We start from the raw sequence: 14,328 nt of genomic DNA, 5'->3' as shown, positions 1-14,328 counted from the left end.
AGGGATTGTTGCATGAACGACTTGATGAAGATTCTGGGCCAGACCGGCCAGGCCGCGACTTTCGACCAGATCCGCATTCAGATCGCCTCGCCCGAGCAGATCCGCTCGTGGTCGTTCGGTGAGATCAAGAAGCCCGAAACCATCAACTACCGTACCTTCAAGCCGGAGCGGGACGGGTTGTTCTGTGCCCGTATTTTCGGGCCGATCAAGGATTACGAGTGCCTGTGCGGCAAGTACAAGCGGATGAAGTTCCGTGGCATCATCTGCGAGAAATGCGGCGTCGAGGTGACCTTGGCCAAGGTGCGGCGCGAGCGGATGGGGCATATCGAGCTTGCCTCGCCGGTGGCGCATATCTGGTTTTTGAAGTCGCTGCCGAGCCGGATTGCCACCATGGTCGAGATGACCCTGAAGGATCTGGAGAAGGTTCTGTATTTCGAGAGCTATATCGTGCTCGATCCGTACACCACGGATCTGAAGCGCTATCAGCTGCTGTCGGAAGATGATCTGTACGCCAAGCAGGACGAGTTCGGCGATGACGGGTTCAAGGCCGGCATCGGCGCGGAGGCGATCAAGTCGATCCTCGCACAGGTCGATCTGGAGACCGAGCAGGTCACCATGCGGGCGGATTTGAAGGAAGCGACGTCCGAGGCGAAGCGCAAGAAGCTGGTCAAGCGGTTGAAGCTGGTCGAGGCGTTCATTGAATCCGGCACGCGGCCGGAGTGGATGATTTTGGACGTGGTGCCGGTGATTCCGCCGGAACTGCGGCCCTTGGTGCCGTTGGACGGCGGGCGTTTTGCGACCTCTGATTTGAACGATCTGTATCGCCGGGTGATTAACCGCAACAATCGTTTGAAGCGGCTGATCGAATTGCGTGCGCCGGATATTATTGTCCGCAACGAGAAGCGCATGTTGCAGGAAAGCGTGGATGCGCTGTTCGACAACGGGCGGCGCGGCCGGGCGATTACCGGGACCAACAAGCGGCCGTTGAAGTCGCTGTCGGACATGTTGAAGGGCAAGCAGGGGCGGTTCCGCCAGAACCTGCTGGGCAAGCGCGTCGATTACTCGGGCCGTTCGGTCATCGTGGTCGGGCCGGAGCTCAAGCTGCACCAGTGCGGCCTGCCGAAGAAGATGGCGCTCGAATTGTTCAAGCCGTTCATCTACGCCAAGCTCGAGAAATACGGGCTCGCCACCACCATCAAGGCGGCGAAGCGGATGGTCGAGAAGGAGCGTCCCGAGGTGTGGGACATTCTCGAAGAGGTGATCCGCGAGCATCCGGTGATGCTGAACCGCGCGCCGACCTTGCATCGCCTGGGCATTCAGGCGTTCGAGCCGATTTTGATCGAAGGCAAGGCGATTCAGCTGCATCCGCTGGTCTGCACCGCGTTCAATGCCGATTTCGACGGCGATCAGATGGCGGTGCACGTGCCGCTGTCGATCGAGGCGCAGTTGGAAGCGCGCGTGCTGATGATGAGCACGAACAATATTCTGAACCCGGCGAACGGCAAGCCGATTATTGTGCCGAGCCAGGACATTGTGCTCGGGCTGTATTATCTGTCGCTGGAGACGCCGGAGTTTTCGGGTGTTGCCGATAAGGATGCGCCGGCGTTCGGCAATGCCGGCGAGATCGAGCACGCGCTGAGCGCCAAGCGGATCAAGCTGCACGACCGCATCCGCGCGCGCGTGGCGGTGACCGCGGCGGATGGCACGGTTTCGTATCAGGTGGTGGCGACCACGGCGGGGCGCACGATGATCGGTAATTTGCTGCCGAAGCATCATGAAGTGCCGTATGCGCTGGTGAACCGCCAGTTGACCAAGAAGACCGTGTCGGACGTGATCGATGCGGTGTATCGCCATACCGGCCAGAAAGAGGCGGTGATTTTCTGTGACCGGCTGATGGCGCTCGGGTTCACCCATGCGGCCAAGGCGGGCATTTCGTTCGGCAAGGACGACATGGTGATTCCGGCCGAGAAGCAGGATCTGCTCGAGAAGACGCAGGCCGAGGTCAAGGAATTCGAGGCGCAGTATCATGACGGTTTGATCACGGCGGGCGAGCGCTACAACAAGGTGATCGATGCGTGGTCGCGTTGTAACGACACGGTTGCGGCCGCGATGATGCGCGAGATTTCCAAGCAGGAGCCGGGCAAGCAGACCAATTCGGTGTGGATGATGAGCCATTCCGGCGCGCGTGGGTCGCCGACCCAGATGCGTCAGCTGGCGGGTATGCGCGGGTTGATGGCCAAGCCTTCGGGCGAGATCATCGAGCAGCCGATTTTGTCCAACTTTAAGGAAGGCTTAACTGTTGCCGAGTATTTTAACTCGACACATGGAGCGCGTAAGGGGTTGGCGGATACTGCGTTGAAGACGGCGAACTCGGGCTATCTGACCCGGCGACTGGTCGATGTGGCGCAGGATTGCATCATCATCGCGCATGATTGCGGCACCGAGCGCGGCTTGACCGTGCGGGCCGTGATGGATGGCGGTGAGGTGATTTCCGGCCTCGCCGAGCGGACCCTGGGGCGGACCACGGCCGAGGACGTGTTCGATCCGACTGACGGTTCGCTGATCATTGCGGCGAATACGCTGATCGAGGAGATCGAGGCGGACCGGATCGACAAGACCGGCGTCGAGCAGGTGAAGATCCGCTCGGTGCTGACCTGCGAGTCGAAAGTCGGCGTCTGCGCGATGTGCTACGGGCGTGATCTGGCACGCGGCACGCCGGTGAATGCCGGCGAGGCGGTGGGTGTGATCGCGGCGCAGTCGATCGGTGAGCCGGGCACGCAGCTGACGATGCGCACCTTCCATATCGGTGGGGCGGCGCAGCGGGGTGCCGAGCAGTCGAACGTCGAGGCGAGCCATGACGGGACGGTGACGGTGAAGAACCGCAACGTGGTGGCCAATTCGGCCGGCGTGCCGGTGGTGATGAGCCGCAACTGCGAACTTGCGATTACCGATGCGGCCGGGCGTGAACGCGCGAAGTTCCGGGTGCCGTACGGTGCGCGGTTGCTGACCGAGGAAGGCCAGAGCGTGACGCGCGGCGAGAAACTCGCCGAGTGGGACCCCTACACCCTGCCGATCATCACCGAGCGGGGCGGCGTGGTCGAATTCGCCGATCTGCTCGAAGGTGTGACCTTGGTCGAACGGGTCGATGACGTGACCGGGCTGACCTCGAAAGTGGTGGTCGATTACAAGCAATCGGCCAAGGGTGCGGATTTGCGGCCGCGCCTGCTGCTGAAGGACGAGAAGGGCGAGATCGTGCGCCTGGCCAACGGCGCCGAAGCGCGTTCGTTCCTGCCGCCGGATTCGATCCTGTCGGTTGAGAACGGTGCGACGGTGCAGGCTGGTGACGTGCTGGCACGGATGCCGCGCGAAGGTTCGAAAACCCGTGACATCACGGGCGGTCTGCCGCGTGTGGCGGAATTGTTCGAGGCGCGGCGGCCGAAGGATCACGCGATCATCGCGGAAATCGATGGTCGGGTGGAAATTGGCAAGGATTACAAGGCGAAGCGCCGCATTCTGGTCAAGAACGACGAGACCGGCGAGGAGACCGAGTATTTGTTGCCGAAGGGCAAGCACATGTCGGTGCAGGAGGGCGATTACGTGCACCGGGGTGATCCGCTGGTCGATGGTCCGCGCGTGCCGCATGATATTCTGCGGGTGCTCGGCGTCGAGGCGTTGTCGGACTATCTGGTCAACGAAATCCAGGATGTCTATCGACTGCAGGGCGTGAAGATCAACGACAAGCATATCGAAGTCGTGGTGCGCCAGATGCTGCAGAAGATCGAGATCACCGAGCCGGGGGATACGACGTATCTGATCGGCGAGCTGGTCGACCGGATCGAGTTCGAGACGGAGAACGAGCGGCGGGTGAAGCTGGACGAACGGGCGGCGAGCGGGCTGCCGGTGCTGCAGGGTATTACCAAGGCGAGCCTGCAGACGCTGAGCTTTATCTCGGCGGCCTCGTTCCAGGAAACCACGCGGGTGCTGACCGAAGCGGCGACCGCGGGCAAGACCGATCATCTGCTCGGGTTGAAGGAGAACGTGATCGTCGGGCGGTTGATCCCGGCGGGTACCGGCAGCGTGATGAGCCGGTTGCGCGCGATTGCCGCGGGGCGGGACAAGACGACGCTGGCGCAGACGCGCACGGCGCTGCCGTCACGCCGCGAGGTTGCGGCGGAGTAACGGCGGCGTTTGGTGGAACGAAGAAGCCGGCATCCTTCGGGGTGCCGGTTTTTTTTAGGTTCAGGGAGGCAGGCTTCTTTTTTGTAAAAAAGAAGCAAAAAACTTTTGGGAACCTCAGATTGGTGCGGCTGCTGCGCTATCGTCCGCGGCACGGCTCCAAGGTTTGCGGTAGGTGATGAATCGGTCGAACGTATCTGCGAAACCGCTCGATCGATGGAGTTTTATGGAGGGGTCGTTGATCAGATCGACCATGGCTTTGAATTGCAGTCCTGGGACGTCGTGATCGGCGAGACAGCGTTCAATCAGCGCTGTGCCGACACGTTTGCCCCTATGGGATTTGGTCACACCCACGTAGGCGATCCATCCTGACCGTGTTTCACGATCAATCTGGGGGATGAGGAGCCCGATGGGCTTGTCGCCCTCGGTTGCGACCAGCCAGATGGTACGATCGGCGCTGGGTTCGGCAGGATCGAGAAATTCCGCCATATCAGCTCGCAAGTCGATCAGGGGGTCATTATCGGCTCGGTCCATCGTATCGGTTTGGCATGCGAGGTAAAGATCAAGCAGATCGGTTTCTGTGAAATGACCCCCGCCAGTGATGCTGCGGGCGATTGAACTCTTTCGCGTCGTTGCTGAGCGTCGATGGGTCAGGATAGCGGCTGCCGCAGTGAATTCAAAGCGGTCAGCGACCACGGCATCAAGCCAGACTGACGCAGCAGGGTGACTCTCGAGAAAGCGAGTCTCACTATATTTGATTTCAACTTCGGAAAATAGTTCCAGTGTTCGGTTCAGTATCAAACCGGCGAGATTTTTTTTGTGGCACATTGATAACGTATCAGCGAAGACAGGCGGCCAGACCTGAAACCGACCCCGGGAATCGATTTCGGTTGCAATTCTCGCGTATGTCTCAAATCCCTGATGTGCGACGAGGCGGACTACGTTGTGAGGTGTGTTTGAGGAGATGTTAGCCAACACTCGGTTCCGTGCTGCTTGAGCTTTTGCAGGCTTCGGGCCGATTTGGAACCATAAGTCGATATTTCGACGGTCGATCACGCTGATTTCGAGCGATGGTGGAAATGCCTGGGTCACCGGCCATACCCTTCCATGCCCCCGGCATCGGCGCAACAAAATCATTCTCTTTCCAGTGGGGTCTGGGGCCTAAGGCCCCAGCGGGTCCAGGGCAGAGCCCTGGCCTTTTTCGGGGGAATCGACTTGACTCTGGGGAGCCTGGCTCTTAAGGGTGGCGCCTCAGCGAGACGCGGGGAATTCCTGGTCGCGCCGTTCATTATTCTCACGCTTGCGGCGCCGTCGTCCCTTGGGGTTGACTTAGGTTGCGGGTCTGGGTTGCCGCAGGTGGAGTGTTCTCCGCCCTGCGGTGTTTGTATGAGCGCGTGACGGGTGATCCCGGCGAGACGGATTTAGGCCAGAAGGACGACGAGTGCATGCCGACTATCAATCAGTTGATCGCCAAGGGGCGTGAAGTTCGGGCCAAGCGCAACAAGGTGCCGGCGCTGCAGAACTGCCCGCAGAAGCGTGGTGTTTGCACCCGCGTTTATACCACGACCCCGAAGAAGCCGAACTCGGCGTTGCGTAAGGTTGCCAAGGTGCGCCTCACCAACGGCTACGAGGTGGTGAGCTACATTCCGGGTGAGGGGCATAATCTGCAGGAGCACTCGGTGGTGTTGATCCGTGGTGGCCGCGTGAAGGATTTGCCGGGCGTGCGGTACCATATTCTGCGTGGCGTTCTCGATACCCAGGGCATTGCCAAGCGTCGTCAGCGTCGTTCGCTGTATGGCGCGAAGCGGCCGAAGTAAGGAGATCAGATTGTGAGCAGACGTCATTCCGCGACCAAGCGCGAAGTTTTGCCCGATCCGAAATTCGGTGATGTGGTGATCAGCCGTTTCATGAACGTGCTGATGTATGATGGCAAGAAATCGGCCGCTGAGACCATTGTTTATGGTGCGCTGGACAGTTTGAAGAAGCGGGGCGGCAACAATGCCGATCCGGTTCGGATGTTTCATGAGGCGCTTGATAATGTGAAGCCGGCGATCGAGGTGCGGTCGCGCCGGGTTGGTGGTGCGACGTATCAGGTTCCGGTCGAAGTGCGGACCGAGCGGCGCCAGGCTTTGGCGATTCGCTGGATCATCGAGAGTGCACGCAAGCGGGGCGAGCACACGATGGAGGACCGGTTGTCGAACGAGCTGCTGGACGCGGTGAACAACCGTGGTGCGGCAGTGAAGAAGCGTGAAGACACGCATCGCATGGCCGAAGCCAACAAGGCGTTCAGCCATTATCGCTGGTAGACGGAAACTCATCTGACGCCGGTTTTGAGTGCGGCGCTGAACCAAATACGAGACGGAGATACCTATGGCCAAGGCTAAATTCGAGCGGAACAAACCGCACTGCAACATTGGCACGATCGGCCACGTCGATCATGGCAAGACGTCGCTGACCGCGGCCATCACCAAGGTGCTGGCAAAGTCGGGCGGTGCGACGTTCCGCGCCTATGACAGCATCGATGCGGCGCCGGAAGAACGCGCTCGTGGCATCACGATCGCGACCGCGCATGTCGAGTACGAGACGGCGAACCGGCATTATGCCCATGTCGATTGCCCCGGCCATGCTGACTATGTGAAGAACATGATCACCGGTGCGGCGCAGATGGACGGCGCCATTCTGGTGGTTTCGGCCGCCGACGGCCCGATGCCGCAGACCCGCGAGCATATCCTGCTCGCCCGTCAGGTTGGCGTGCCGGCGCTCGTCGTGTTCCTGAACAAGATGGACATGGCCGATCCCGACCTGGTTGAGCTGGTCGAGATGGAAGTGCGCGATCTGCTGAACAAGTATGAATATCCCGGCGATGATATCCCCATCATCAAGGGTTCGGCGCTGTGCGCGCTGGAAGACAAGCAGCAGGAAATCGGCGAGCAGGCCGTGATCGAGCTGATGGCGGCGGTCGATGCGTATATTCCGCAGCCGGAACGCCCGATCGACAAGCCGTTCCTGATGCCGGTTGAAGACGTGTTCTCGATCTCGGGTCGTGGCACCGTGGTGACCGGCCGCGTCGAGCGTGGTATTGTCAAGGTTGGCGACGAAGTCGAGATCGTGGGTCTGAAGGCCACCGTGAAGACGATCGTCACCGGCGTTGAAATGTTCCGCAAGCTGCTCGATCAGGGCCAAGCCGGCGACAATATTGGCGCGCTCTTGCGCGGCACAAAACGTGAAGATGTCGAGCGTGGCCAGGTTCTGGCGGCTCCCGGCTCGATCACGCCGCACACCAATTTCTCGGGCTCGGTGTATATTCTGAATAAGGAAGAGGGTGGCCGTCATACGCCGTTCTTTACCAACTACCGCCCGCAGTTTTACTTCCGCACCACCGATGTGACCGGTGTGGTGACCTTGCCGGATGGCGTCGAGATGGTGATGCCGGGCGACAACGTGACCGTGGATGTCGAGCTGATCGCGCCGATCGCGATGGATGAGGGCTTGCGTTTCGCCATTCGTGAAGGCGGCCGGACCGTTGGTTCGGGCGTCGTCGCCAAGGTCACGAAGTAGACTTCGGTTTGATATAGCCCCGCCTTCCGGTTCATGCCGGTGGGCGGGGTGGTTTTTTGACTTTCTACCCCCGCTCTTTGTAACGACTATAGGTTTTGACGATGGACAATCAGAATATCCGTATTCGCCTCAAGGCGTATGATCACCGGGTGCTCGACAACAGCACCAAGGAGATCGTGAACACCGCACGGCGGACGGGCGCGCAGGTTCGGGGGCCGATTCCCCTGCCGACGCATATCGAGCGTTTCACCGTCAACCGTTCGCCGCATGTCGATAAGAAGAGCCGTGAACAATTCGAAATCCGCACTCATCTGCGGCTGCTCGACATTGTCGATCCGACCCCGCAGACGGTTGACGCGCTGATGAAGCTCGACCTTGCGGCCGGCGTCGATGTCGAAATCAAGATCTGATATCTGGAAGTAGTGTGATGCGCACCGGTATTATTGCAAAGAAGCTGGGGATGACCCGGTTGTTCAGGGATGACGGCACCCATGTGCCGGTCACCGTTCTGCACATGGACGACGTGCGGGTGGTGATGGCGAAGACTGTGGAATCCGACGGCTATGCGGCGGTTCAGCTGGGTTTTGGCCATGCCAAGACCAAGAATGTGTCGAAGCCGATGAAGGGTCATTATGCGAGCGCGAAGGTCGAACCGGCGATGAAGCTGGTTGAGTTCCGCGTGGCGGATGATGCCGTGCTGGAGACCGGTGCGGTTCTGTCGCCTACGCATTTCGCGGCGGGCCAGAAGGTGGATGTCGCGGGCATCAGCAAGGGCAAGGGGTTTGCCGGCGGCATGAAGCGCTGGAACTTTGCTGGTCTTGAAGCCTCGCATGGCGTTTCGATCAGCCATCGTTCGCTGGGCTCGACCGGTAATCGCCAGGATCCGGGCAAGACCTTCAAGAACAAGAAGATGGCGGGTCATCTGGGTGACAAGCGGATCACCACGATGAATCTCGAGATCGCGGCGGTCGATGAGGCGCGCGGGCTGATCATGATCAAGGGCGGCATTCCCGGTGCGAAGAACGGCTATGTGTTCGTGCGTGACGCGGTGAAGAAAGCCCGTCCGGCCGATGCGGCCTATCCTGCCGCGTTGAAAGGCTGAGACGATGGAATACGATATTTATAATCTGCAAGCCGAGACCGCCGGCAAGATCGAGTTGCCGGAAGAGTATTTCGGCATGGCGCCGCGGCCGGATATCATGGCGCGTGTCGTGCATTGGCAGTTGGCGAAGCGCCGCGCCGGCACGCACAAGACCAAGGGCATGGGCGAGGTGCAGGGCACCACGAAGAAGCCGTTCCGCCAGAAGGGTACTGGTAATGCGCGCCAGGGTTCGTTGCGCGCGCCGCAGTTCCGCACCGGTGGTGTGGTGCATGGTCCGGTCGTGCGGGATCATGGGTATTCGCTGAACAAGAAGGTACGCCGGCTTGGGTTGATTTTTGCGCTGTCGCAGAAGGCGCTCGAGGGCAAGCTGGTCGTGCTGGATACGGTTGCGGGTGTCGCCAAGACGTCCGAGCTGAGCAGCAAGATCAAGAAGCTCGGCTGGGGGCGGACTTTGGTGGTCGATGCGGTGGTCGATGACGGGTTTGCCCGGGCGAGCCGCAATCTGGTCGGGATCGATGTGCTGCCGGTGGTGGGGGCGAATGTGTATGACATTCTGCACCACGATATTCTGGCGATCACGACGGCCGGTCTTGAGGGTTTGAAGCTGCGCCTGGCGGAGAAAGTTCCGGCTGGCGAAGCCTCGCATGAGGAGATCGCGGCATGAGCACCAGTGTGAGCAAGGCACCGGCGGCAAAGAAGCCCGTGTTGTCGCGCGAGGCGATGTTTGATGTGATCCGCGGACCGCTGATCACCGAGAAGGCGACCGCCCTTTCGGAGCGGAACCAGGTCGGGTTCAAGGTTGCGATCGATGCGACCAAGCCGATGATCAAGGCCTCGGTCGAGGGGTTGTTCGGCGTGAAGGTGACCGGCGTGAACACGCTGATCCAGAAGGGCAAGGCGAAGCGCTTCAAGGGTCGGCCGGGCAAGCGATCTGATCTGAAAAAAGCGTTCGTGACGCTGGCCGAAGGCCAGTTGATCGATTTCACGACGCGTCTGGCGTAAGGCGAAACCGATGGCATTGAAACATTTCAAACCGGTCACGGCGAGCCTGCGCGGCACCGTCCTGATCGATCGCTCGGAATTGTGGAAGGGCAAGCCGGTCAAGGGTTTGACCGAAGGCAAGCACTCCACCGGCGGGCGCAACAATCATGGCCGTACCACCAGCTATTTCCGGGGCGGCGGACACAAGCGGACTTACCGGTTGGTCGATTTCAAGCGCCGCAAATTCGATGTGGCGGCGATTGTCGAGCGGTTGGAATACGATCCGAACCGGTCGGCGTTTCTCGCGTTGGTAAAATATGCCGACGGGGAGTTGTCGTATATTCTGGCGCCGCAGCGATTGAAGGTTGGCGATCAGGTGGTGTCTGGCCTGAAGGTCGACATCAAGCCGGGTAATGCGATGCCGCTGTCGGCGATTCCGGTCGGCACGATCATTTGCAATATCGAGATCAAGGCAGGGGCCGGCGGTAAGATGGCGCGCTCGGCGGGCACGTTTGCGCAGCTGGTCGGCAAGGATCAGGGCTATGCCCAGGTCAAGCTGATGTCGGGCGAGCTGCGGTTGATCCGGGGCGAGTGCATGGCGACGATCGGTGCGGTGTCGAACCCGGACCATTCGAACCAGGAACTCGGCAAGGCCGGGCGCAATCGCTGGCTGGGCCGGCGGCCGCATAACCGTGGCGTGTCGATGAACCCGGTCGATCACCCGTTGGGTGGTGGTGAAGGCCGGACCTCTGGCGGTCGTCATCCGGTGACGCCGTGGGGCAAGCCGACCAAGGGTTACAAGACACGTTCGAACAAGCGGACGGATGATCTGATCATCCGGCGCCGTAAGGTCGGGAAGGGCTGATCGATGACACGCTCCGTATGGAAAGGCCCGTTCGTTGACGGGTATATGCTGGCCAAGGCCGAGACCTCGCGCGCTTCGGGCCGCAACGAGATCATCAAGATCTGGTCGCGCCGCTCGACCATTTTGCCGCAGTTCGTCGGTTTGACGTTCGGCGTTTACAATGGCCGGAAGTTTCTGCCGGTTCAGGTCAACGAGAACATGGTCGGCCACAAGTTCGGCGAATTCTCGCCGACCCGCAGTTTCACCGGCCATTCGGCCGACAAGAAGGCGAAACGAGGCTGATATGAGCAAGCCCAATCATCCCCGCATGCTGGCGGAAACCGAAGCCGAGGCGGTGTTGCGCAATATTCGCGTCAGCCCGCGCAAGCTCAACATCGTTGCGACCTCGATTCGCAACCTGCCGGCCGGCCGCGCGATTGCCGAACTCACGTTCAGCAAGAAGCGGATCGCCCAGGACGTGAAGAAGCTGTTGCAGTCGGCGGTGGCGAATGCCGAGAATAATCATCAGCTCGATGTCGATCGTTTGGTCGTCACCACGGCGGAAGTCGGCCGCGGCATCGTGATGCGCCGGTTTCAGGCGCGTGGTCGCGGCAAGGCGGCGCGGGTCGAGAAATGGTTCAGCCATTTGCGCATCGTGGTCGCTGAACGCGATATCATCACGAAGGCGGAAAAGCGTGCGAGCAGCGCGCGCGGCGTGAGTGCGGCGGGTCGTAACCGGCCGGTTGGCGCAGAAGGTCCGGTCATTGAAGGGGCGCAGGCGTAATGGGTCACAAGGTCAATCCGATCGGGCTGCGGCTCGGCATCAACCGCACCTGGGACAGCCGGTGGTTTGCGGGCACCGATTATGCCAAGCTGCTGCATGACGATTTGAAGCTGCGCGAGCATCTGATGACGCGGCTGTCGGGCGCGGGCATTTCCAAGGTGCTGATCGAGCGCCCGGCGAAGAAACCGCGCGTGACGATTTACGCGGCGCGCCCTGGCGTGGTGATCGGCAAGAAGGGCCAGGATATCGACGTTCTGAAGAAGGAATTGTCGGTGATGGCGAAGGCCGAGGTGTCGCTGAACATCGTCGAAATCCGCAAGCCGGAAATCGATGCTGTGCTGGTCGCACAGAACATTGCTCAGCAGCTCGAGCGCCGGGTGGCGTTCCGCCGGGCGATGAAGCGGGCGGTGCAGTCTGCGATGCGGCTGGGTGCGCAGGGCATTCGGATCAATTGCGGTGGCCGCCTCGGTGGTGCTGAGATTGCGCGGATGGAATGGTATCGCGAGGGCCGGGTGCCGTTGCACACGTTGCGCGCCGATATCGATTTCGGCACCGCGACGGCCAAGACGACTTATGGCACCTGCGGCGTGAAGGTGTGGATCTTCAAGGGCGAGATCATGGGTCATGATCCGCTTGCGCAGGACCGCCGGGCCGCCGAACAAGCGCCGCAGCGTTAAGCGAGGATTGAGACTATGCTGTCACCAAAGCGAACCAAGTTCCGCAAGGCGCACAAGGGCCGTATCCACGGCCTGGCCAAGGGGAATACTCAGTTGAACTTCGGCACGTTCGGGCTGAAGGCGATGGAGCCGGAGCGGATTACCGCGCGGCAGATCGAATCGGCGCGTCGTGCGATCACCCGCCAGATGAAGCGTGCGGGCCGCGTGTGGATCCGGATTTTTCCGGATCTGCCGGTTTCGACCAAGCCGGCCGAAGTGCGTATGGGCTCGGGCAAGGGTAGCCCGGAGTTCTGGGTGGCGCGGGTGCATCCGGGCCGCATCATGTTCGAGATCGACGGCGTGGCCGAAGGTATTGCGCGCGAGGCGTTGACGCTGGGTGCGGCGAAACTGCCGATCAAGACGAAGATTGTTACCCGCATCGGGGAGGCGTGAGATGACCAAGGCAGCTGATATCCGGGTCAAGACGCCGGATGAGACGAATGATTTCCTGCTCGATCTGAAGCGTGAACAGCTCAATCTGCGGTTCCAGAGGGCCACCGGCCAGCAGGAGAATACCAGCCAGATGCGCAAGACGCGCCGTGACGTGGCACGGGTGAAGACGATTATGGCTGAGCGCCTTCGCGCTTCGGCCAAGGTTTGAGGGGTTACGAGTTATGCCGAAGCGCGTCCTGACCGGGCGGGTCGTGAGTGACAAGATGGACAAGACCGTGACGGTTCTTGTCGAGCGTCGCATCATGCATCCGCTGTACAAGAAATTCATCCGCCGCTCGAAGAAATACGCGGCGCATGACGAGGCAAACATCTGCGCCACCGGTGATCTGGTGCGCATCGAGGAATGCCCGCCGATCAGCAAGCGCAAGGCGTGGCTGGTGACCGCACGAAATGGCGAGTCCCTGACCCCGGCCTCAGCCGAAGCACAGGTGGCCTGATATGATTATTGTTGAATCCAATCTGGATGTTGCTGACAATTCCGGTGCACGCCGGGTGCAGTGCATCAAGGTGCTGGGCGGTTCCAAGCGCCGGATCGCCTCGGTCGGCGATGTCATTGTCGTGTCGATCAAGGATGCGATCCCGCGCGGCAAGGTCAAGAAGGGCGACGTGCATCAGGCCGTGGTGGTGCGAACCGCCTATCCGGTGCGCCGGGCCGATGGCAGCGTGATCCGGTTCGACCGCAATGCGGCCGTGCTGATCAACAAGCAGATGGAGCCGATCGGCACGCGTATTTTTGGGCCGGTGACGCGTGAACTGCGCGCGCGCAAGTTCATGAAGATCATTTCTCTGGCACCGGAGGTGCTGTAATATGGCCGCACGTATCCGCAAGGGCGACCAGGTGGTCGTGATTTCCGGCGCCAGCAAGGGCCGCCAAGGTGAAGTGCTGCGCGTGCTGCCGACCGTGAACAAGGCTGTGGTTCAGGGTGTGGCGGTTGCGAAGAAGCATACCAAGGCGCGCGGCATGGGCGAGCCGGGCGGCATTATCAGCAAGGAAATGCCGATCCATTTGTCGAATATCGCATTGATCGATCCTGAGACGAAGAAGGCCACGCGTATCGGCTTTCGCACGCTCGAGGACGGTCGCAAGGTCCGGGTCGCGCGCAAGAGCGATTCCGTGATCGACGGTTGAGGGTAGTATCATGAGCGAGGCCAGTGCCAAGACGAGGCTGCACCAGCATTACCACGATGTGGTGCGCGAGGCGTTGCAGAAGGAATTCGGCTACACGAATGTGATGCAGGTTCCGAAATTGGAAAAGATCGTCATCAACATGGGTGTTGGCGAGGCGGCTGCCGATCAGAAGAAGCTCGACCAGGCGGTGGCCGAGTTGACGCTGATTGCCGGGCAGAAGCCGGTCAAGACCGTGGCGAAAAAGGCGATCGCCGGGTTCAAGATCCGCAAGGGTCTGCCGATCGGGTGCAAGGTGACGCTGCGCCGGGCGCGGATGTATGAGTTTCTGGACCGTCTGGTCACGATCGCTCTGCCGCGCGTGCGCGATTTCCGCGGGATTTCGGGCAAGGGTTTCGATGGCCGGGGCAATTTCGCCATGGGCATGAAGGAACAGATCGTGTTTCCGGAAATCGAATACGACAAGGTCGATACCGTGCGCGGTATGGACATTGTGTTTGTCACCACGGCTAAGAACGACGCCGAGGCGAAGGCACTGCTCAAGGGGTTCAGCATTCCCTTCGTTTGAGCGGATCGCCCGGGTTGGTG

General features: G+C 60.6%; 19 protein-coding genes. 18 read left to right on the top strand and 1 reads right to left on the bottom strand.

Features of this window, described 5'->3' with window-relative positions; translation table 11 throughout:
- Positions 1-12: 12 nt before the first annotated feature.
- On the top strand, positions 13-4,179 hold the full coding sequence (gene rpoC, locus BW994_RS02830; protein ID WP_029312046.1) for a DNA-directed RNA polymerase subunit beta': 4,167 nt from the start codon (positions 13-15) through the stop codon (positions 4,177-4,179).
- A 114-nt stretch (positions 4,180-4,293) separates the two neighbouring features.
- On the opposite strand, the gene BW994_RS18795 is transcribed toward rpoC, so the two are convergent.
- Positions 4,294-5,268 (bottom strand): GNAT family N-acetyltransferase, encoded by a 975-nt coding sequence (locus BW994_RS18795; protein WP_162176799.1) that lies wholly within the window; start codon positions 5,266-5,268, stop codon positions 4,294-4,296.
- A 353-nt stretch (positions 5,269-5,621) separates the two neighbouring features.
- On the opposite strand from BW994_RS18795, the gene rpsL reads away from it, so the two are divergent.
- The 17 genes from rpsL (at position 5,622) to rplE (ending at position 14,308) form a co-directional block, all read left to right on the top strand.
- The gene (rpsL, locus tag BW994_RS02820) at positions 5,622-5,993 is read left to right on the top strand and encodes a 30S ribosomal protein S12 (RefSeq protein WP_029312048.1); all 372 of its coding nucleotides are present in this window, start codon (positions 5,622-5,624) and stop codon (positions 5,991-5,993) included.
- A gap of 12 nt (positions 5,994-6,005) precedes the next feature.
- Entirely contained in the window at positions 6,006-6,482 is a 477-nt protein-coding gene (rpsG, locus tag BW994_RS02815; protein ID WP_029312049.1) for a 30S ribosomal protein S7, read from the top strand.
- 64 nt (positions 6,483-6,546) lie between these two features.
- Positions 6,547-7,734, top strand: coding sequence for an elongation factor Tu (gene tuf, locus BW994_RS02810; protein ID WP_029312050.1), 1,188 nt, complete (start codon positions 6,547-6,549; stop codon positions 7,732-7,734).
- A gap of 101 nt (positions 7,735-7,835) precedes the next feature.
- The gene (rpsJ, locus tag BW994_RS02805) at positions 7,836-8,144 is read left to right on the top strand and encodes a 30S ribosomal protein S10 (protein WP_029312051.1); all 309 of its coding nucleotides are present in this window, start codon (positions 7,836-7,838) and stop codon (positions 8,142-8,144) included.
- 17 nt (positions 8,145-8,161) lie between these two features.
- Positions 8,162-8,836 carry a 50S ribosomal protein L3 gene (gene rplC / locus BW994_RS02800; RefSeq protein WP_029312052.1) on the top strand — a complete coding sequence of 225 codons (675 nt, stop codon included), beginning with the start codon at positions 8,162-8,164 and terminating at the stop codon, positions 8,834-8,836.
- Positions 8,837-8,840: 4 nt separating this feature from the next.
- Positions 8,841-9,500 (top strand): 50S ribosomal protein L4, encoded by a 660-nt coding sequence (rplD, locus tag BW994_RS02795; protein WP_029312053.1) that lies wholly within the window; start codon positions 8,841-8,843, stop codon positions 9,498-9,500.
- A 41-nt stretch (positions 9,501-9,541) separates the two neighbouring features.
- The gene (locus BW994_RS02790; RefSeq protein WP_175612079.1) at positions 9,542-9,838 is read left to right on the top strand and encodes a 50S ribosomal protein L23; all 297 of its coding nucleotides are present in this window, start codon (positions 9,542-9,544) and stop codon (positions 9,836-9,838) included.
- Positions 9,839-9,848: 10 nt separating this feature from the next.
- The gene (gene rplB / locus BW994_RS02785) at positions 9,849-10,682 is read left to right on the top strand and encodes a 50S ribosomal protein L2 (RefSeq protein ID WP_029312055.1); all 834 of its coding nucleotides are present in this window, start codon (positions 9,849-9,851) and stop codon (positions 10,680-10,682) included.
- Positions 10,683-10,685: 3 nt separating this feature from the next.
- Entirely contained in the window at positions 10,686-10,964 is a 279-nt protein-coding gene (gene rpsS, locus BW994_RS02780) for a 30S ribosomal protein S19 (protein WP_029312056.1), read from the top strand.
- Position 10,965: 1 nt separating this feature from the next.
- Entirely contained in the window at positions 10,966-11,445 is a 480-nt protein-coding gene (gene rplV, locus BW994_RS02775; RefSeq protein WP_051657367.1) for a 50S ribosomal protein L22, read from the top strand.
- Complete coding sequence (rpsC, locus tag BW994_RS02770) at positions 11,445-12,122, top strand: 30S ribosomal protein S3 (protein WP_029312058.1); 678 nt, start codon at positions 11,445-11,447, stop codon at positions 12,120-12,122. The genes rplV and rpsC overlap by 1 nt, the downstream gene beginning before the upstream one ends.
- Before the next feature lie 15 nt (positions 12,123-12,137).
- A complete protein-coding gene (rplP, locus tag BW994_RS02765; protein ID WP_029312059.1) occupies positions 12,138-12,554 on the top strand; it encodes a 50S ribosomal protein L16 in 417 nt (138 codons plus the stop codon).
- A 1-nt stretch (position 12,555) separates the two neighbouring features.
- Complete coding sequence (rpmC, locus tag BW994_RS02760) at positions 12,556-12,762, top strand: 50S ribosomal protein L29 (RefSeq protein ID WP_029312060.1); 207 nt, start codon at positions 12,556-12,558, stop codon at positions 12,760-12,762.
- Positions 12,763-12,775: 13 nt separating this feature from the next.
- Positions 12,776-13,051 (top strand): 30S ribosomal protein S17, encoded by a 276-nt coding sequence (gene rpsQ / locus BW994_RS02755; RefSeq protein WP_029312061.1) that lies wholly within the window; start codon positions 12,776-12,778, stop codon positions 13,049-13,051.
- Between the two features lies 1 nt (position 13,052).
- Positions 13,053-13,421, top strand: a complete 369-nt coding sequence (gene rplN / locus BW994_RS02750) for a 50S ribosomal protein L14 (RefSeq protein WP_029312062.1) — start codon at positions 13,053-13,055, stop codon at positions 13,419-13,421.
- A gap of 1 nt (position 13,422) precedes the next feature.
- On the top strand, positions 13,423-13,743 hold the full coding sequence (rplX, locus tag BW994_RS02745) for a 50S ribosomal protein L24 (RefSeq protein ID WP_029312063.1): 321 nt from the start codon (positions 13,423-13,425) through the stop codon (positions 13,741-13,743).
- A 10-nt stretch (positions 13,744-13,753) separates the two neighbouring features.
- Positions 13,754-14,308 carry a 50S ribosomal protein L5 gene (gene rplE / locus BW994_RS02740; protein WP_029312064.1) on the top strand — a complete coding sequence of 185 codons (555 nt, stop codon included), beginning with the start codon at positions 13,754-13,756 and terminating at the stop codon, positions 14,306-14,308.
- Positions 14,309-14,328 lie beyond the last annotated feature (20 nt).

This window comes from Acidiphilium rubrum, from assembly GCF_900156265.1.
Classification (GTDB): domain Bacteria; phylum Pseudomonadota; class Alphaproteobacteria; order Acetobacterales; family Acetobacteraceae; genus Acidiphilium; species Acidiphilium rubrum.
This window is presented reverse-complemented; position numbering and strand designations above follow the sequence as displayed.